Raw genomic sequence first — 20658 nt, forward strand, 5'->3', positions numbered from 1 at the left:
GCGATGGTCATCACGCCCTTTTCGGTATGCAAATGGTTCTATTCGTAGCTAATATTTGTCACGGAATAGTCTTCGCTGTTCGCTTCTATTTTTCCAGAGTTGATAAGCTGGATATCTCCGATAACCGTAATTGGCCCACCATTGGTTAGAAATAGCTCTAGCGGCGCACCATCATTCCACGTCGTATCTGAGATATTCAAGCGCTGAACACCATGGAAGTACATTGATGCGCCAGATCTGTGAGTAGACCGTTTACCAACATTTGTAAGCGTGTTGTCAGTAACGGTTACCATAGATCCAAAAGTACTCTCATCTCTACCCCCCACAATACACAGTAGCGACTTCTTCTTTGATGTCTGTGAAAGTATTACCTGAGATCGTTAAATTCTGAAAAGGCTATATCCTGCTCGTGAAAGGATCTAATGTTTAGGGAATAATATCAACTGCTCGAAGATACCTTATCTCGCCCGTCTCTGGATAAGAGACTAAAATCCAATTTGTAAAATCTGTTTCAGTTTCTGTCGCGACTTCTTCAGCTCTTACACTAATCGCTGACCCAGCCCCTACACCATTGTCAAAACGTGTGGGTTCCTCAAACACTGGAAACTCGGCAATCCCCGCGTGGTCGTCCAAAATGTTTTCAAAATACAGCCCCTCACCGCCTGTCTTGGTGATGATAGCTAGGTCTAAACGAGTTTGGTCACCTGGCCGAATACCGCCAAAAGCTCCAGCAACTATTTGAACCGGTACACCTTCAGTCCAACGGTATAGCTTGTGCTCTATATCGAGAGTATTTATTGTAAAAGAAAATCCAGCCGGATTTTGTGCTCTAAAACTCTCGCCCGACGGGAATTTTAAATAGAGTAGCAAATGCTCCCCCGGGTCTGCCCCTGTAGTCATCAGAATCAACATATAATCAGGGGTCGAACTTGCGCCTCCTCCGCCAACCACTTGAACGATTTCCAAATCTTCCTCAACTCCAGTTGGAAGCGGAACAGAACCCAATTCTTCATAGGGGTGATAAGGGTAAATCAATCCGTTCTCGGATACAGAGACATCTCCGCCATAAAAAACCAACTCTTTGCTTTTATAATCGACAGCTATAAAATTCCATGCAGAAAAAGGCGTTTCCATAGCAAACGGATAATACTGGTTATCAATTGGATAAACGTAACAAAGTGACCTGCCTTCACCCAGGGTTTGATAGATTTCATACTCAAAAGACAAAGCCGTGTTGCCTCCGTAAGTTGGCTCTTTTGGCTGAATCCCCATGATGGATATGCCCCTTTCTCGATGCCCAACCCATGCAAAATCAATTCCCTGCTCAGGCGTACCTTTCACAAAACATGCATCTTCAAATGGTATTTCTTCCCTTTGGACGTAATGCCTAGACTCCGCGCCATTAGATGATCTCTCATAATCCTCCCCAAACCATTTTAAAGCACCTTCATTTTGGGAAAGAATCGTCATTTCATTCCCTCCCAAGGAAACGAATTCTGAACAACATCCATGATAATTCAAGCTTGGAGCATCGATAAAAGAAATATCCTTTAGATCTACATCCCCAAGTGGATAATGGATCGGGTTCTGAGCAAATAGAGAGTCGGACCAAAATACGACTCTATAATCTTCGTTGGTAAGAGGGTTGGGCTGTTGAACTGCCACAATCGCACCAACACTTCCGATCCCGCTAGAGGCCTCAGACAAAAACTTTCGTTCGCCTATTTTAAGCTCAAGTGCGGGCTGGACGACGTCTAGAATTTCACCGGGACCCGAAGGAGAGGGCTTCACAAAAACCGAAAAAGTTTCAGTTTTTTCAACGTTCCCCAGGCGTGAAGCGCTGACTTCAAAAACCAACTCAACTGGTTCATTACCAATTAAGTCTGGAGCAACAAATTCAAATAGTCCAACCAGAACTTCTAATTTGTTATATGCTGCTGGCCCTTCAGTTTGTGTGACGAAACCGCGATAGGTTTCATTGTCCGCTAATTCTCTAAGGTCGATCCAGAATTTTCTGTTTTCCCACACTTCGGCGGGAGCAATAATGTTTAGCTCGACTTCCTCTGTTGGAGTAGGTGTAGGCGTGGGAGTTGATGAGGGACTGGGACTTGCTATTGGAGTTGAGGCAACAGGGGACGTAGAATCTCCCCCTCCCGAGCACCCGACAAATAAAACCTGAGCAGCACAAGCAGCGAGCAACCGCAATCCATTTTTCATCAGACCGATTTCCTATTTTAAGCACGCAAATGAGGTATTTAGTGAAACAACTTAACCAAGCATATCAACTAAAACGGGAAACCCAAATATGCAATGGCTTATTAAACTCTTGATTGGGTGTCTTAATAAGCCAAGGCATGCTAGTTTCCGATGCTCGCGTTTGCAATTAGAACAAGTACAAGGCCTGCTGAATAAGGCAGGTTGCGAAGGGAAATAAAATACCTTTTCTGCATGAGGCTTTACGCAACGGCATAACAGCCATTCATGTAGGTGAGTGAAGTGTCGGTTATTGGCGAAAAGCCGCCCTTCTCAGGACGGCCTTTCTGACATCAAATTCTTCAGAGCTATTTACTGCGCGGCTACACTTGGGTTTGCCAGATCAAGTGTTGGAGGCATGTCTTTTGGTGATGCCACTTCCGGCAGACAACAAATCACTGTGGCGCCTTTATTCGGCTTGGATTTCATAGCCACCCAACCGCCATGCAACTCAACAAATGAACGCACCAGCGCAAGGCCTAATCCAGCACCGCGATTATCTCCGCTAGTGAATGCATCAAAGGCTTCTGTTTGCTGTTCATAGGCCACGCCTTTACCTGTGTCAGTTACCTGTAAGCGCACAACGCCTTCAGCTTTTTCAGCTTTCACTTTGATCGTGTCACCCGGCGCTGTGAAGCGCACTGCGTTGGTTAGCAGGTTAAACAATACTTGTTTAATTCGGCGCTCGTCAGCATGGATATTTCCAATTGAATCTGGGCAATCTACCTTGATGGACACTTTCGTATCCGCTGCATTCACCACAACCATATCCACGCTTTCATGAATAAGGTTTTTCAGATCTAGTTCTTTTAAGTCCAGATCCATCCGGCCAGCCTCAATAGTGGCGAGGTCTAGGATGTTTTCAATCAAACGAGACAAGTGGTCAGACGCAGATAGGATGGATGTTACATGCTCCATCTGTTGCGCATTCAAGCTGCCCTGTTTGCCGGACTCAAGGAACTCAGCATAGCCAAGAATTGTCGTCAGCGGAGAACGCAATTGATATGATACATTCTGAACGAATTCTGTTTTCAGACGGTCTGCTGCTTGGAAAGCTTCAGCTCGATCTCTAAGCGCACTTTCAACACGGCGCGCGGCTGTAGCATCTACAAACGCGATCAACGTTGCCCCATCTGGTAAGGGTTGCGTCAGGAAGGTCACGATAGATCCATCCGCGCGCTTCATCTCACCACGAAATTCCTGACGTGCATCTGGTGTTGGGTTTGTCACCCGCCCCTTTATCGCTGCCCATACAGATTTATCATGGAATAGTGGCGCACTCATTTCAGCCACTTCATCAAACTCAGGCGAGTTTTTCAGTTTTTCAGGATCAATCTGCCATAGTTTTTCAAATGACGAGTTATGCAGACGCAATCCGCCATCACCACCATAAACAACAACAGCTTCGTTCAGTTTGTCCAATGTCGCTTTTTGTTGGTTGATCAGCGCATTATAATTCGCTTTCAGGCTCAGCTCGTCTGTAATGTCTTTAAACAGAAGCAAAATACCGCCCAGAGGGTGCTTCTGGCGCGTGACCTGCAGTGTGCGGCCATCGGGCAACATCCACATATTTTCGTCGATTGAACGCTTAGAACCACCCTGATTGTAATCTAGCTCTTTTGTGCGCCAATCAGAATATTTCTGCTGTGCAGGCAATAATTTACTCTCGCGAAGACGATCAAGAAACTCACCGTGGGATGGTTTTTCCAACAAAAAGCGAGGATCTAAATCCCATAATTCTTCAAAGTGCTTATTGTGAAAACTCAGCTTACGGTCAGCACCGAAAATCGCCACGGCGTCTGATACGTGGTTAAGCGTGTCATCGTGTGCTCTTTGGTGGCGCTCCAGCTTTTCACGAGCTGCTTCTTCTTCAGAAACATCAAATGCCATACCCGCAACACCGCCCGATAATGGGAACATCAAAACGCGCATTGCACGGCGCTCACCATCGATCACAATATAGCGTGTTTCGCGAGAATCTTCTTTTTCAGTCAGAACTGTCTGTGCCTGACTCGCAATGTCTTGATCGAGCATGATCTGCTTATCAAGAACATGATCAAGGTTCACGCCTTCAACTGCTTTGAGATATGACTCATTCACCCATTGCAGACGCCCTGCTCCTGACAAACGCCATGCAATGAAAGGCGCTTTACCCAACATTTCAAGGAATGCTGTTGGATCACGTGCAATAATCTGACGCGCTTCTTCCAAACGTCCACGAGCACCAGATTCTTCAAGACCTTTAATTGTTGAATCTGATACCCACAACACAGCGCGGCCACCGGCTGTTCGCCCATCGGCTTCAAGGAAACGACCATTCGGCCCGATAATTGTCAGTGAAAAAGGAGCACCTTCAGTACGAAGCTGCATCAAGCGCTCGCGCAAAGTCGCATCGCGGCCTGCACCATCACGCGCTTCAAGATCCCCTAATCCTTCCAAAAGACGCACGGCTGGGTCTTTGGACATGGAATCATCGGTAAAATTCAATACAGCAGCAAGCGCGACGTGTGATCCATAAACGCCTGGATTACCCCACGAGCCTTCTAGGATTTCATCTTCTTCCCAGACCAGTACAACACCGGGGTGGGCACCAAAAACACTATCAGAACGAGCAAGTTTTTCTTCCAGCTCACGTGCACGTTCACGGTATTTCTTTGCAGCGCCTCTTGCTCCGTCTGAAATACGTAGCGCCCACAACAACGCAGCGATGGCGATACCCGCCCCACCCGCTACGAGGATTGTGAAAGCCTTGATCATGCCGTCTTCCATGTCACACCGTGCTTTCTGTCCGTTAACTATAAAATCGGCTCTATCCTTAATAGAGGATTTTCTAGATTAACGGAATGGCGCATTTTCCGTTAACACGTCGTTAATTGATGTGAACAAAGTCCTTCAAATCTCGACACGTTTGATTCACGCCTTTTGAAAGAACCATTTTAGAATAAGATTGTTCTGAGTAATCAACAAACTACGCAATAACCGATTCATTGGTTTTTCAAAAAATTCAAAACTAAAGTGAGCACCTACTATAGTACCAATCAATACAAACCCAATAACAATGAAACTGGTAATCTCACTATTTCCAAAAATCATATATGCTAGAGAAAAACCAAATGAAATCAAAGGAACATGAATTAAGTATGCTGAATAACTGCTATCTCCCAATTGGGTCAGAACCCCTCTTTTAAATCCTCGAAAGAACAAATCATTTTGAGCAACCGCCAACACCAGAAATATTGAAGGGACTCCAAACGCTACAAATCTATCCATCTCATTGTGATTTAAGCCACTATATAGAAAGCCACACACAGCGATTACCCCAAAGCAGAGAGGCGAAATGTTTTTCCACACCTGACTTAACATCGGTGTCTTTAAGGCATAAGCAATCAAACTTCCAGCTAAAAACTCCAACACAACTGAAGCCCCGTAAAACTGAAATATTGTACCCTCACCAAATTCTCTTGCTAAGCTATACCCTCCCACAATTAATACAGACAGCCCTATTAAACGAATTTGTGGCGGCAAAATAAGAGTGACAGCAAAAATCAGATAAAAAACCATTTCCATGTTCAAAGTCCACCCGACAAGCAGTATTGGTTCCCATGAACCATTTTCGGCTTGAAAGGGAATAAACAGAAGGCTCTTAAATAAACTGAGTGGAGTACTTTCAACTCTTCCAAAGAAACTTGGAGCCAATAAACTTCCGGCAACCAAAGTCAACGTAGCCAACCAGTATATGGGCACTATTCGAACGATACGTTTTGCAAAAAACGCAATAGGGTTTTCATTATCCTTTGCAACATAAACCATCACAAAGCCGCTTAGTACAAAAAACACATCCACACCTGCCGCAGCAACCGAGATATTACCTATCAACCAGGGTTCAGATGTATTTAAAGCTGCTAGTATGTGAAACACTACAACAGAGTAAGCAGCAACTGCTCTTAAATTTTGAAGCCCAACCAACATCACCTTAACCCAATCAATTAGAAATCCACAAACTTAGACAGCAAAACTCGTACCAATAGGCAGCACATTTCTGCGCTGCCTTTTCGAATGTGATCTACCGTTTCAGAAAAACCTAATACCGATAATGCTCTGGCTTGAATGGGCCTTCAGTTTTTACACCGATATAGTCAGCTTGTTCTTGCGATAATTCAGTCAGCTCAACGCCGATTTTCTCAAGGTGAAGACGCGCAACTTTTTCATCCAAATGCTTTGGAAGAATATAAACTTCGTTTTTATATTCATCACCTTTAGTCCAAAGCTCGATCTGAGCCAGAACTTGGTTTGTGAAAGACGCTGACATCACGAATGACGGGTGTCCTGTCGCGTTACCAAGGTTTAGCAAACGACCTTGAGACAACAGGATCATACGATTACCAGATGGCATTTCATACATGTCCACCTGATCTTTGATGTTTGTCATCTTCAAATTTTGTAGGCTCGACACCTGAATTTCATTGTCGAAGTGACCAATGTTACCAACAATGGCCATATCTTTCATTTCGCGCATGTGCTCAAAACGGATGATGTCTTTGTTACCTGTTGTGGTCACAAAGATATCTGCTTCGGGAACAGCTTTTTCCAATGTCGTAACTTCAAAACCGTCCATAGCAGCTTGCAATGCACAGATAGGGTCGATCTCTGTCACCTTCACACGTGCACCAGCACCGCGCAGAGACGCAGCAGAGCCTTTACCCACATCTCCATAACCACACACAACAGCTGTTTTACCTGCCATCATCGTGTCAGTTGCGCGGCGGATACCATCCACAAGAGACTCTTTACATCCATATTTGTTGTCAAACTTGGATTTCGTCACACTGTCGTTTACATTGATAGCCGGGAAAGGAAGCAGCCCTTTTTCAACCAATTCATATAAACGGTGCACACCTGTTGTCGTCTCTTCGGAAACACCTTGGATTGCATCACGCTGTTTAGTAAACCAACCTGGAGATGCCTCTAAGCGAGTTTTAATCTGAGCGAAGATTGCTTCTTCTTCTTCAGATTTTGGGTTTTCAAGAAGTTCCATCTCGCCATTTTCAGCGCGCGCTCCCAAAAGCACATACAATGTAGCGTCACCACCATCATCAAGGATCAAGTTGGCTGTACCTTCTTCAAATTGGAAAATACGGTCTTGGTAATCCCAGTGTTCTTCTAGGTTTTGACCTTTAACAGCGAAAACAGGAATTTCTGCTGCAGCCATTGCAGCAGCTGCGTGATCTTGTGTTGAGAAAATGTTACAAGAAGCCCAGCGAATTTCTGCCCCAAGCGCCGTCAGCGTTTCCATCAAAACTGCTGTCTGAATGGTCATGTGAAGAGAGCCAGCGATACGTGCGCCTTTGAGAGGCTGTTCTTCTTTATACTCTTCCCGGATAGACATCAGGCCCGGCATTTCCGTTTCTGCGATGTCTAATTCTTTACGTCCAAAATCAGCTAGAGCAATGTCTTTTACGAGGTAATCAGTAAATGCCATGACTTATTTTTCCTAAATCCGAAAACCAAATCCAGCTTTTCGCTGAATTCATATTGAGAAATTGTGTGCATCTATAGCAGTGCTCAGAGCATATATCAAATGATATAAAGATTTCCTTATATCTTTATATATTGTTCGATAGAAAATTACTTCAGCTCAGGCCTTTCATTTGCCGTAATCCATGCCAAGATTGTATTTACAAATGAAAAACACGCTGGAAGCGCTATGAAAAACACTTCAAGATTGGGTATGGTTTTAACTCTAACTGCATGTATTGCAGCACCTTCCTATGGACAGGTAGAACCAGTGGAAACAACGCCCCTTCCTCAAGAAATTGAAGCGACAAGCAACGTTGAATTAATTCCTCAGAGGGTCGTTGGAAAAGGTCGTGATCTAAGAGGTATTCGCGTAGCCAGATCTGGTGCATTGCTACTTGCAAGTTTCGATGACGATCACTCTCTCAGCGTCTCTCTGGCAGAAATTGAAAAAAACGCAGAATCCGCATTCCAGCGAGCTGATACAAATAATAGCGGCACTCTTTCTATTTTTGAACAGCAAGACTGGGCCCGCGCGGTTGGCTCAGATGATGGACCGCTCGCAAATACAGTCACTTTCGATGCAAATATTGACCGTCAAATAACTTCAGACGAATTCAAAGCCGGGCTAATCCGTTTAGGAAATTCATATATGAGTGAAGGTGAAACAGAAATTCTGTTTGCGGACTTATTAATCAAACCCAATGGGAAAAAGTCCGAAAAACGTAGAACAGAAAACAAAGACAATCGGCCGCAACGTCAGAACAATTCAATTAAATAAGTTTCTAATAGAAAACTATTCAGATTCTCCAAACTTGTTCTCTATCAATGAAACTATAGCGTTCAACGCGACTTCTGCATCAGGACCTTCAGCACTGACCTCAACCTGACAGCCTTTATAAGCTGCAAGCATCAGCAAATCCATTACAGCAATGGCTGATGCATTTTCTCCTTCGTGAGATACGGTTATTTGTGCATCATGCTTTTGCGCTTCTCTTGCCAGAGCAGCCGAAGCTCTCGCGTGCAGCCCTTTTTTGTTACAAATTTCTGTCGTTTGGGAGATCATTGAACTTATTATGATTTCTGCAGAACCAACGAGGCTATGGAAATATACTTGCGGCCAGCCTCTTGTACAGCCAGTGCCACCTCGTCCATTGATCGGTCTTTACGCACTTCCGCGACTTTTATCAGCATGGGTAAGTTTACCCCCGCAATCACTTCAATCTTAGCCTGCCCCATTACTGAAATGGCCAAATTGGAAGGTGTGCCACCAAACATGTCAGTAAACACAATTACGCCTTCACCGGAGTCACACTTAGCAGCAATGTCTATGATCTCTTGACGACGCTGTTCCATGTCATCATCGGCATCTATACAAATAGCTTCAAACGCTTCTTGCTGCCCAAATACATGCTCAGTTGCAGCTACAAACTCTCTGGCAAGACCACCATGAGTTACGACGACGACGCCAATCATCAATTATTCTCCAAATTTCTTCTTGAAGAAAATCAGACGTCTGAAATAGCTTCGGGTCAAGACAAAAATGTCAGGATTCATCAGCGAATAGGTAAACGTACGACAAACTGTGCCCCTAAAACCTCACCTAATGAACCGTTGGCGTTGTTTTGTTTACGATTCCGCACAAATACCTGACCATAATGCGTTTCCACAATTTGCTTCACAATGGATAAGCCAAGTCCTGAATTATTTCCGAACTGAGCGCCTTTGGGACGGTCGGAATAAAACCGTTCAAATATTTTCTCTAATTTGTCCTCAGGGACACCCGGCCCATCATCATCAAATGTCATTGTTATAAATTCAGATTCGCGCACAGCCGTAATGGTTACAGTACCGTTTTCTGGAGAGAAAGAACGGGCGTTTTCCACAAGGTTTCGGATCACCTGTGCTAATGGTCCTTCGCGCGCTTTCAAGGCCAAAGCGCCTTCAGTCGTGTCGATATTCAACACAACATTAGGCTGCCCCTCTTTTCGAGTATCTTGCCAAATAGACACGAGGTCTTCCAACAATTTTTGAAGATCAACATTGGTCGCTTTTTCGCGCGCTATTTCAGCTTCCAATCGTGATGCGTTCGAAATATCTGTGATCAAACGATCAAGCCTGACAACATCCTTTGCAATCACTGCTCGCATACGATCTCTCACCGCGGGATCATCAACAACTTCAGAGGTTTCAACGGCTGAACGAATAGACGTCAGAGGGTTTTTCAACTCATGCGCAACATCTGCTGCAAAGCGTTCATTTAGAACGATGCGGTCATGTAAAGCCCCCGTCATCGCTTCAAGCGCTTTGGCGAGATCTCCAATTTCATCATTGCGTTTGGACATGACCGGCATATCCAGACGTTTGAGTTTTCCCGACCGAACCCGGTCTGCGGCTATAGAAAGACGCCTTAAAGGGCGCGCAATACCAGCAGTCAACAAGAATGAAGTGACCAATGATACCAAGACGGCAACAGAGATAATAGGAGCAAGAGCTGCACGCTCTGCCCTGATGATATCCTCAACATCACTTGCCTCAACGGTCAGTACCCCTACAACGGCAGATACATATTTGACCGGCACAGACACCGAGATCACGCGCTCACCTCGTTCAGTGAAACGTTGCGCAGCAGCGTTTTTGCCAGACAAAGCGATAGATAATTCTTCTTCTAAAGATTGCGCTGCATTGGCGCTTGAGTTTTCACTACGCCTGTTGATCATGTTGGAAATATTGCGCGATATTCCAACAGCCATCTTATCTAGCATTCCCGGTTCTTTTAACGGGGGCAATTCAGACGTTTTGATAAATTCTTCGAGCAGAAAACTATCAGCGATCAATTCAAGATCAGCTGAATACAATCGCACTCTTGTTTTTTCCGGCGCTTGAAGCCGTTTCAAAGAAGAACGCGACAGGCTTTCATTTAGTGTTGGTTTTGGTACGCCCGATGTCGCAGTCAACGATAGCACAGACTCATATGTGAGCGCCTGCGCCTCAAGCGAATCCGTACGTGCTTGAACGAGCCCAGCACGGATTTCGTTGACAAACAAAGCTCCCGCAATCAGCACCAACAAACCTGCAAGATTAGATGCCAGAATCAATCGTGCTATGCGAGACGTAAAAAGTGATTTTAGACTTTTTAAAATTGGTTCAAAGAGGCCTAGCCGTTTGCTATCCATCATTTGCGCTAAACCTCGTTAAACCTATTGATACCACTAGCCAGCCTTAAGCTTCTTTGTAGCGATACCCAACCCCATAGAGCGTTTCTATTGAATCAAACTCATTATCTTGGTCGCGGAATTTTTTACGCAAACGTTTGATGTGACTATCAATCGTGCGATCATCCACATAGACCTGATCATCATAGGCAGCGTCCATCAATTGATCACGGCTTTTCACATAACCTGGACGGGTCGACAGTGCTTGCAGAATTAAAAACTCTGTCACTGTCAGGCGAACAACCTCGCCTTTCCAAGTACAAGCGTGGCGATTTGGATCAAGCGTCAAAGAACCACGAACAATCGTTTTCTTGTCGCCCTCTTCAGACACATTCACACCGCGCGAACGGCGCAATACAGCTTTAACACGCTCAGATAATAAGCGCATAGAACAAGGCTTACGGATAAAATCATCTGCTCCGATGTTGAAGCCAACAACTTCGTCGATTTCGTCATCTTTAGAAGTAAGGAATATCGCTGGTAAATTGGATGTCTGACGCAAACGACGCAGCAATTCCATTCCATCCATCTTCGGCATTTTAACATCAAGAATAGCCAGCTCTGGTGGCTGCTCAGCTAAACCTTGCAGTGCGGACTCCCCGTCATGGTAAGCACGTACAGTATAGCCCTCAGCTTCAAAAAACAGTTTTAAACTTTCAACAATGTTTTCGTCATCATCTACCAAAGCGATAGTCGTCATATGGGTGTCCCCTTATTTTTGACCGTTTTTCACGTATCAAAATGCAAATCAGTTAGCCTACTATAACGCAACCGCCAATCGGGCCAAGTGCTGACCGCTATAAGGTTTAATTTAGGCAAAAAGGTCGAATTACCTATGGAGCAGCGTAATCATTCCATAATGACTAACACTTAGGGAATCAGACAATAAAGCTTCCCTTTTTAGGAATGATGGACCTACGCCTCATTTTGAACGTTTAAGCGCACAACACTCAACAAGCCTTAGGCCGCTTTGACCTGCTTAAGGAAATCATCGATTATTTCTTTGATTTGCTCAGAAGTTTCAACCATTTCCTCAGATGCTTCACGCACCAACACCGCGTCACTCTCGGTCAATTCTGTTGTTTTAGAAACAGCTTCAACACTTTCGAATGCCGTATGCGATCCTTGCGCTGCATATTGCACACTCTCACTTATGGAGAGCGTAGCATCCGATTGTTGGCTCATCACATCAGCAACAGCATGCGAAACTTCCGATATGTGTTGAACTTGTTCGGCAATCGCACCAATTCCTGATGAAGCTTCTTTGGTCTCTGTCTGAATTGAAGCAATTTGAGATGAAATTTGAGATGTAGCTTGCGCAGTTTGACTCGCCAATGTTTTCACTTCTTGCGCAACCACAGCAAATCCTTTCCCAGATTCACCTGCGCGTTCCGCCTCTATTGTGGCATTCAGTGCAAGAAGATTTGTCTGGGACGCAATTTCATCAATCATGGTAATAACACTACTAATTGACTCAGCAGCATCAGTAAGTGAATCCACCTTAGAGGTGGCGTCTATAGCGGATTGAGAAGCCGTATCAGTGGCGTTTTTAGCATCCGCCATACGGTGATTTATATCCCCAATTGAAGCGGAAAGCTCCTCTACTGCAGCCGCCACATTTTGCACCGAAGAGGTAGCTTGATTTGACGCCGATTGTGCACCATTGGCGCTAGTGCGAGCTTCTTCTGCCGCGGATATCAACGACCCTGAAACTTGCCCCAGTTTTTGAGATGTTTCATGAACCTTGTTCAGAGTTTGACTTGCATTCAATTTAAAGTTCTCAGTTGCCTTTGCAATCATGGTTGCGCGCTCAAGCTCTTTTTTATCGAGCAGGCTTTGTTTTTCACGCAATTCACGTCGCTCAATAGCTTGCAAACGGAAATGCTCAATCGCTCTCGCAATTTTTCCAAGAGAATCTTTTCTGTCCGTTCCAGTAATTGAAATCGAAGTTTCGCCCTCTGTTAGTTTATTGATTTCATGCACCAAGGCCGACATAGGCTTCGTCAATCCATTTGAGAGACGCCATACAGTGATCATACAAATAGAAAATAAAACAAGAATGGAAACAACGGCAAAAACAAATTGATTAAATGCATCGTTCGCCGCCTGAGTTGCAGCATTTACCAGATCATTTCCTACATAATCTTCAATGCTCTTCATTTTCTCTATTCGAGCTGTCGACGCAGCAAACCAAGCTGGCCCTGTAATACCCTCAAAACCGGTTCCATTCATTACACCAGACAGTGCAACGCTGCGCATTCTGTCGACATTCTCAATTTCAGGACCAGATAATTCTTTGTTTATTTTGGAAACTTCCGCTGGCGAAGCGTTTTCAATTGCTGTTTGCAAATAAGCGACTTGTTGCCCCTGAAGAGATTCAAACTTCTTGAAAACTGGCTGACTAAATTGTCCTGCTCCAAAACCATTCGCCCCCATTGCGCGCTCAACACCCGCCATTTCCTTCGCCATTAGCACTGAAGAGTATACGATGTTTTGGGAAACAGTCTTTCCATCTTCCATCTTTGAGGCAGCACCACCTGCAATGGATAAATTTTCTCGAATGAGTTTGGTATAAAAAGCAGCCATTTGACCAACATTGAAGTTGAAGCTGTCCACCTGTTTGCGGACTGTCTTTAATTCTTCAAGGTGCTCTTCAATTAGCTTTTCTTCTTGAGCTAAATCTTCTTCGCCAGCTAGATATTTTAACGCAGGCTGGGCTTTTCTCACTGTCTCATCTGTGAGATTGCGTTGAGATGCAAGCTCAGAAACAAATCGCCCGCCTTTTGAGCCTATATACCCGGCTGACAGACCTCTTTCTTTCTGTAGCTCATGCGCAATCTGAGCCAAAACCTCTGCATTTTCTATGCGCTCTACAGCATGTTGTGCACCTGAATAAGTTCCCCAACTTTTCAATGCATTGATAGATCCGAACACCAATAACCCAGCTAGTGAAACGAACGCAACGATAAACAGTCTAAGTCTAATTGTCATGAAAGCCCTCACAGTTTAGAAAGATTCTAACAAACCAGGGTTATCAAAAAGCAAATGCTGGACGATTTTTTCCTTAGCACCTCAAATTTTCACAATGTCAAACATCACCAGAACTGAAAGCCTACTCTTCCCCGCTCTGGTGAATTGAATTTAGCTCGCTTTGTGAAGGCGAGGATAAGTTTTAGATATGCTTCAAGTCATACCCGACGCAGAGCGTCAGGGTATCCATCTCCAAGTGGATCAACATCCAGTGCTGACTGATATAAGGTTTAATTTAGGCGATTTGAAAGAGAGTGCGGCAGATTCCCGTGAGAGCGTTCAAACCCCACCGAAACACGCCTCCCCAGCAAAGGCTGGGAAAACGGAAGTAAATTTATTCAAAGACACTTTCCCAGTAATCAGCTGCTTGCGCGATCTTTGCTGATTTGATGATCCGTCTTTTTTCTACGGTAGTTAATAAATCTGACAGAATATTATTGGTGTTTGACGGATCTTCAATACGACAATTTAAAAGCGGATTAGAAACGTCCCGCGCTAATTCGTTGAACACGTGCCCCAGATTGTCGGACAAATTAGACAATGATCTACCCGATAGAATTTGAAACGTAAGCAAATATTCCATATACACAGACGGAAAATCTAAGCTATTTTTCTCTCTCCAAATTTTCAGTAATTTTATCTCTTTAGTTCGTCCTGATTTAGCTATGTCAATTATATGCCTACGTACATTGGTCTGAACGTAAGATTGCTTTTTCGTAGAATATATCCAATGCTTATGTGTAAAGTTTGGCACTTTTCGAGCTGGAGTTACATCTACCGCTAAACCAGATAAGTTTAAGCCGACTGAAACATTTTGTTCCCTCAAGTTTGGATAATGGGTCTTCATTTCCGCTACAAAACTTGAATTTAAACCCCTTAACCCTCCATTCCCGTCATTGCACTTGCTAGAAAGTGAAACTACTATATCGACATCAGAACTAGGAAAGACAGCAGTGTTCTTAGCTCTAGAACCAGATATAATTATACAGTCATAACAATCGTGAGCCCATTCTTTGAGAACATCGAAGAGAAAATCCAGCTCTTCTCTATAATCCGACAAATCAAAAACTTCATGATTTTGTAAAACCGATGTTAAATATTGATCCGCCGCACTAGTCATTTCGAGTTGCAATCACAGCAAGTATCAAATCATTCACGAGCCGTCCGCGCGTATTCGTAATATTTGTCAAAGGTTTATTTGCAACTTTTGACATTTCTTCTCTTGGTATGGCACCCGGCTCTGCATAAATTAATATAGGCGTTTGATCATTTTTTCTCATGCTAAATATCTCATCAATTGAATGGCCGAATTCTGCATAATCAACTAAAAAAACACTGCATTTTTTGGCAGTATCCGAATCTAAAGGACGTACTTCGGAAATATTTTTTTCCTTAAAGAGTCCTGTCCGCACAATACAGTCTTTTAGCATGTGCAGACTGTCACCAGCCGAAAACACAGCAATCTTTCGCTTAGAAAGCCCTAGCCCCAAACGCAAAAGAACAGGCGAGACACCAGAGAACCAAAGAAACACATTTACCAATGTACCAAGAAGCAACACAATTGATGAAATGGCTCCTACAATATTAAAAAAGGGGTGTTGAAAGAAAGAAATTAAATCCACGAAGTTTCCAGCTTTGACAAAATATCAATGTAAAATTGAAACATATATTTAAGATGGAAAAATCACAATTCAATACCAAAACAAACTTTCTTATCCCCCTCTCCCAATTCCCACCTCATCCATTCTCTATGGGCGGCGCGCGACCGACGAGTGGGGAGTGGAATGTTGGGCTGGTTCAAACCAATTTACGAGACCGGTACGTAAATTAGGTGGCACGGCGAGAGGGAAACCAGCACGTGCGCAGTGATACAGCACATGTGTCAATGTTTTGGGGGTATTGCCCCCCCTCTTGCAGCTTTGAAATAAGCTAAAACCATCATGCAAGGCGCACCTTCGGGCGGCACTCTCGCTGCTTCACTTTAGAGGCAGCACCTCATGCTGTCAGAATGTGCGCCTTGCGCCCTCTTTGACTTTGGATTTTTAAGCTCTCGCGTGGATTTTCGTGGCGGAGGTGTTTAGTTTGGGAGGTGATTTGCCTATCCGCATTCCCCACGTAGGCGGAGAATACGGGTATGTTTAGTGCGGCTTTAATGCGCTTCAGCCCAAGAACAAGCCGCTTCTGCTTCAACGACGAGTGGCACCGATAAATCCATCACGGGGAAAGTGGCTGTTTCCATCACTTTTTTGACGACAGAGATTGTCTTTTCCGCTTCTGACTTTGGCGCTTCAAAGATCAATTCGTCATGCACTTGCAACAGCATTTTAGCTTTCAAACCGGACTTCTCCAGTGCACTAGGCATTTTCACCATGGCGCGCTTGATAATGTCTGCGGCTGAGCCTTGAAGCGGCGCATTGATCGCCTGACGTTCGGCAAAACTACGCTCTGGCCCTTTGCCATTTATTCCCTTCACCCAGATGCGGCGCCCAAAGGCGGTTTCCACATAGCCCTTCTCTTTGGCAAAGGCTTTGGCTTCATCCATATATTTCAAAATACCAGGGAATTTAGCATTGTAAGCTTTGATATAATCAGAGGCTTCACCGCGCGGAATGCTCAATTGACGAGCCAAACCAAAAGCGGAAATTCCGTAGATAATTCCAAAATTAATCGCTTTGGCTTTGCGGCGTATCATCGGGTCCATGCCGTCCACAGGCACGCCAAACATTTCCGATGCTGTCATAGCGTGAATATCTATTTCATTGATAAAAGCATCTTTCAGAGCATCAATATTTCCGATGTGAGCTAGCAAACGTAGTTCTATCTGAGAATAGTCTGCCGCAATCAAGACATTCCCCTCTTCGGCAACAAAAGCACCGCGAATTTTGCGGCCTTCTTCTGTACGAATTGGAATGTTTTGAAGGTTGGGATCAGATGAAGATAAACGCCCTGTCTGTGCTCCCACCAGATTAAAGCTTGTGTGCACACGGCCAGTTACGCTGTCGATGTTTTCGTTCAATGCATCTGTGTATGTCGATTTCAGCTTGGATAAAGATCTCCAACCCAAAATCGCTTTGGGCAATTCATGACCTTCTGCGGCAAGGTCTTCAAGCGTATCTGCACCAGTAGACCACGCGCCAGTTTTGGTTTTCTTACCGCCGGGAAGTTCCATTTCACCAAACAGTATTTCACCCAATTGTTTGGGACTACCTAGATTAAATTCTCTTCCTGCGAGTTTATAGGATTCATCCTCATACTGCGCCATACGCTGGGCAAAATCACCCGACAAACGTGACAAGGTTTCGCGCTCGACGAACACACCTTCGCGTTCCATCTGCGCAACGACATCAACCATGGGGCGCTCTATGGTCTCATACAAGGTCATCATACCTTCTGCAGACAGGCGTGGCTTTAGCAACTGCCATAAACGCAGGGTAACATCTGCATCTTCAGCGGCATATTTAGTCGCTTCGGGAACTGGCACTTTATCAAAAGTGATCTGCTTTTTGCCGGTACCAGCTACATCTTTGAAAGTAATAGGTTTATGGTCAAAGTGCAGTTCTGAAAGCACATCCATACCATGATTATGCTGTCCTGCTTCCAATGTGGCGGAGATCAGCATTGTGTCATCTACAGGATATGGATTTATCGGCGTATCCAGATATTGCTCGCCAGCTTTATGGAAAACATTCACATCATATTTGAAATTCTGACCCACTTTCAAAATACTAGGATCTTCTAGCATTTCCTTCAATATGGACAAGGCCAGCTTCATATCCAGCTGTTCAGGCGCGCCATCACCTAATAAATCGCCATCGCCAGTGTGGCCAAGCGGGATATAACAAGCATCATTTGGCCCAAGCGCTAAAGACACACCGACCAAGTTTGCGCCAATAGCATCAAGGCCATCTGTTTCGGTATCAACACCAATAACACCGACCGCTTTTGCACGTTCCATCCATTCGATGAGGTCATCTTGCTTGATCACTGTCGTATAGAGTGAAGCATCTATGGCAGCTGCCTGCTGAGCCACTGGCATAGTGGCTGCCCCCTCTTCGCTCCCCCCTTGTGATAGCTCAGCTCCACCGCCGAGCTTATCAGTCACGCGGCGTGTGATGGTGCGAAATTCCATCTCATTTAAGAAAGGTACAAGCTCTTCCAAGTCTGGGTCACTTGTCCCAAATTCTTCAATTGCAACGGGCACAGGCGTATCCACATCCAACGTCACTAATTTATAAGATATCCGCGCATCATCTGTGAACTCTACCAGATTTTCGTGGCGTTTGAATGTTAACAAGTCATGCGGTTTGTTTTTCTTGTCAGGCGTGTGCTCATTTGAGAATGCAAGAAGGCTTTCAAGGTCACCAAATTCATTGATCAATTGTGCTGCCGTTTTCAAGCCGATACCTGGCACGCCCGGCACATTATCCACGCTATCACCCGCCAAAGCTTGAACATGGGTTACGCGGTCTGGCATCACACCAAATTTAGCCTGCACTTCATCATAGGATAAATGCTTATCTTTCATCGTATCGAGCATGGAAACTTTATCAGTCACCAGCTGCATGAGGTCTTTATCAGACGATACAATAGACACACGCGCACCTTTAGCTTCAGCAATACGCGCATATGCGGCGATCAAATCATCCGCTTCATAGTTTTCTAGTTCGATAGCAGGTGTACCAAACGCCATTGCCGCACGTCTGACCAATGGAAATTGCGGTACTAAATCTTCAGGAGCTGGCGGACGCTGCGCCTTATACCTCGGGTCAATGTCATTTCGAAATGTCTTGCTAGACGCATCGAAAATACACGCAAAGTGAGTAGCTGCATCCTTGCCTTTGGTTTCCTCTAACAATTTGAAAAGCATGTTACAAAAACCTGACACCGCGCCGACGGGAAGACCATCAGATTTACGCGTTAACGGCGGCAATGCATGGAAGGCACGGAATATATATCCAGATGCATCCACCAAAACCAAATGGCTGTCTTCGTTAAGTTCGCGAGTTACTGGCATGAAAGCGTCTCCTATCAGACGCTAAGGTGTATCAGGGTTTGCCAGCAGGAAAAGAGTTAAGGTTAATTCCATGCCAGAAAAAACAACATAATGTTGCATTTCCTATTTTAACTTGGCATTCCACAAACAACTTGTATTTGACCGCAAACCCATGAGGCCTCTCGTGAAATCACTTATCGTCATTCCTTCGCGCTATGCCTCAAAGCGGTTTCCTGCCAAGCCACTGCACAAGATAGCAGGTCATACATTGCTATCCCGCGTGGTTCATATTGCAAAGCAGGTTTGCGCGATGGATGAAAATGTCTCTTACGTTGTAGCAACCGATGATACGCGCATTGAAGACCACGCAAAAGAGATTGGCGCACCCGTTGTTATGACCGATCCCGAACTTCCATCGGGTACAGACCGTGCTTTGGCCGCTGCAAACCTATTCGTGCCAGATGCTGAGTTTGTCGTGAACCTTCAAGGCGATGCTCCCTTTACGCCGGCCGAACATGTACTCGCAATTATCAAAGCAGGAGAAACATCCACAGCAGATGTGGTGACCCCTGTTTTACAAATGCCCTGGGATGCTCTGGACACAATGCGGGAGCAAAAGAAAGTTCAGCCATTTTCAGGCACAAGCTGTGTGCGCCGGACAGATGGTGAAGCTATGTGGTTTTCTAAAAACGTGTTGCCTGCCATTCGCAAAGAAGAAGCATTGAGAGACACAGATGCTCTCTCCCCTGTTTGGCGTCATATCGGCTTATATGGCTATAAGCGCGATGCCTTAGAGCACTTTACAGCTTTGCCTGAGGGTTATTATGAAAAGCTTGAGGGGCTAGAACAGCTCCGCTTCCTTGAAAACGGTATGCGCATTATGACGGTTGCCGTTGAAACAGGCCCAAATGCAATGTGGGGCGTGGATACACAAGACGATGCAAAACATGCTGAAAAACTGATTGCAACACATGGCGACCCAATGGAAGGAAATGCCTGATATGCGAGACATTTATATCGTTCGTCATGGCAATACCTTTGACAAAGGTGACACAGTCACCCGTGTTGGCGCGCGTACCGACCTACCTTTATCCGTATCAGGGAATGAACAAGCAGTTGCCTTAGCGGCCCATTTTGCCAAGCGTGTGTCTGGTTTTGACAAAGTCTATTGCAGCCCGTTGAAACGTACGCAGGAAACCGCCGCCTCTATTCTGGCTTCTCAAAGCTTTGATGATTATGAAGTTGAAGCTTTAGAGTTCTTACGTGAAATTGATTATGGACCGGATGAAAACAAGCCCGAAGATGATGTAGTCGCCCGCATTGGTGAAGATGCTCTGAGAGCTTGGGAAGAAAAAGCAGTGCCGCCGAAGGGTTGGATTGTTGATCCGACAGAACTTATCCAAGCTTGGAAAGATTTGTTTGATAGAATTTCAAAACTGCCCGCTTCAAAAAATCCTATTCTAATCGTCACATCCAATGGTGTAGCCCGCTTTGCCTTACAAGCAATTGAAGCGTCTGAAGGTCACACACTTAAACTGAAAACAGGGGCATATGGTGTGGTTAGAATTTCAAAAACTGGCCCGTCAATTGTGGAGTGGAATACTCGTCCATAATTGCAATTAGAATTTTCTTCCCTCTATCTTTGCAAGTCAG

At 44.8% G+C, this 20658-nt stretch carries 16 protein-coding genes; 3 read left to right on the top strand and 13 right to left on the bottom strand.

Features of this window, described 5'->3' with window-relative positions; translation table 11 throughout:
* Positions 1 to 38: 38 nt before the first annotated feature.
* From F551_RS17515 to ahcY, 5 genes are all read right to left on the bottom strand, one after another.
* The gene (locus F551_RS17515; protein WP_018997113.1) at positions 39 to 293 is read right to left on the bottom strand and encodes a hypothetical protein; all 255 of its coding nucleotides are present in this window, start codon (positions 291 to 293) and stop codon (positions 39 to 41) included.
* Between the two features lie 133 nt (positions 294 to 426).
* A complete protein-coding gene (locus tag F551_RS17520) occupies positions 427 to 2217 on the bottom strand; it encodes a hypothetical protein (protein ID WP_018997114.1) in 1791 nt (596 codons plus the stop codon).
* Positions 2218 to 2565: 348 nt separating this feature from the next.
* Positions 2566 to 5010 (bottom strand): sensor histidine kinase, encoded by a 2445-nt coding sequence (locus F551_RS0108710; protein WP_018997115.1) that lies wholly within the window; start codon positions 5008 to 5010, stop codon positions 2566 to 2568.
* A 156-nt stretch (positions 5011 to 5166) separates the two neighbouring features.
* On the bottom strand, positions 5167 to 6222 hold the full coding sequence (locus F551_RS0108715) for an acyltransferase family protein (protein WP_018997116.1): 1056 nt from the start codon (positions 6220 to 6222) through the stop codon (positions 5167 to 5169).
* A gap of 112 nt (positions 6223 to 6334) precedes the next feature.
* Positions 6335 to 7732 carry an adenosylhomocysteinase gene (gene ahcY, locus F551_RS0108720; protein ID WP_018997117.1) on the bottom strand — a complete coding sequence of 466 codons (1398 nt, stop codon included), beginning with the start codon at positions 7730 to 7732 and terminating at the stop codon, positions 6335 to 6337.
* 225 nt (positions 7733 to 7957) lie between these two features.
* Here ahcY and F551_RS0108725 point away from each other — a divergent pair, with 225 nt between their 5' ends.
* Positions 7958 to 8548, top strand: coding sequence for an EF-hand domain-containing protein (locus tag F551_RS0108725; RefSeq protein ID WP_155825881.1), 591 nt, complete (start codon positions 7958 to 7960; stop codon positions 8546 to 8548).
* Between the two features lie 15 nt (positions 8549 to 8563).
* Here F551_RS0108725 and F551_RS0108730 read toward each other — a convergent pair whose 3' ends face one another.
* From F551_RS0108730 to polA, 8 genes are all read right to left on the bottom strand, one after another.
* A complete protein-coding gene (locus tag F551_RS0108730) occupies positions 8564 to 8833 on the bottom strand; it encodes an HPr family phosphocarrier protein (RefSeq protein WP_018997119.1) in 270 nt (89 codons plus the stop codon).
* Positions 8834 to 8841: 8 nt separating this feature from the next.
* The gene (locus F551_RS0108735; protein WP_018997120.1) at positions 8842 to 9243 is read right to left on the bottom strand and encodes a PTS sugar transporter subunit IIA; all 402 of its coding nucleotides are present in this window, start codon (positions 9241 to 9243) and stop codon (positions 8842 to 8844) included.
* Between the two features lie 80 nt (positions 9244 to 9323).
* A complete protein-coding gene (locus tag F551_RS0108740; RefSeq protein WP_018997121.1) occupies positions 9324 to 10946 on the bottom strand; it encodes a stimulus-sensing domain-containing protein in 1623 nt (540 codons plus the stop codon).
* A gap of 43 nt (positions 10947 to 10989) precedes the next feature.
* Positions 10990 to 11682 carry a response regulator transcription factor gene (locus tag F551_RS0108745; RefSeq protein ID WP_018997122.1) on the bottom strand — a complete coding sequence of 231 codons (693 nt, stop codon included), beginning with the start codon at positions 11680 to 11682 and terminating at the stop codon, positions 10990 to 10992.
* A 260-nt stretch (positions 11683 to 11942) separates the two neighbouring features.
* On the bottom strand, positions 11943 to 13973 hold the full coding sequence (locus F551_RS0108750) for a methyl-accepting chemotaxis protein (protein WP_018997123.1): 2031 nt from the start codon (positions 13971 to 13973) through the stop codon (positions 11943 to 11945).
* A 373-nt stretch (positions 13974 to 14346) separates the two neighbouring features.
* Entirely contained in the window at positions 14347 to 15132 is a 786-nt protein-coding gene (locus tag F551_RS0108755; RefSeq protein ID WP_018997124.1) for a nucleotidyltransferase family protein, read from the bottom strand.
* Positions 15125 to 15634, bottom strand: coding sequence for a hypothetical protein (locus F551_RS0108760; protein ID WP_018997125.1), 510 nt, complete (start codon positions 15632 to 15634; stop codon positions 15125 to 15127). Before F551_RS0108760 ends, F551_RS0108755 begins: the two co-directional genes overlap by 8 nt.
* A 527-nt stretch (positions 15635 to 16161) precedes the next feature.
* Positions 16162 to 19026: a DNA polymerase I gene (gene polA / locus F551_RS0108765; protein ID WP_018997126.1), complete on the bottom strand. Its 2865-nt coding sequence runs from the start codon at positions 19024 to 19026 to the stop codon at positions 16162 to 16164.
* A gap of 163 nt (positions 19027 to 19189) precedes the next feature.
* Here polA and F551_RS0108770 point away from each other — a divergent pair, with 163 nt between their 5' ends.
* Positions 19190 to 20005: a 3-deoxy-manno-octulosonate cytidylyltransferase gene (locus tag F551_RS0108770; protein ID WP_018997127.1), complete on the top strand. Its 816-nt coding sequence runs from the start codon at positions 19190 to 19192 to the stop codon at positions 20003 to 20005.
* 1 nt (position 20006) lies between these two features.
* Complete coding sequence (locus F551_RS0108775; RefSeq protein WP_026296743.1) at positions 20007 to 20618, top strand: histidine phosphatase family protein; 612 nt, start codon at positions 20007 to 20009, stop codon at positions 20616 to 20618.
* The last annotated feature ends 40 nt before the right edge of the window (positions 20619 to 20658 follow it).

Source organism: Hirschia maritima DSM 19733, from assembly GCF_000378345.1.
GTDB classification, from domain to species: Bacteria; Pseudomonadota; Alphaproteobacteria; order Caulobacterales; family Hyphomonadaceae; genus Hirschia; species Hirschia maritima.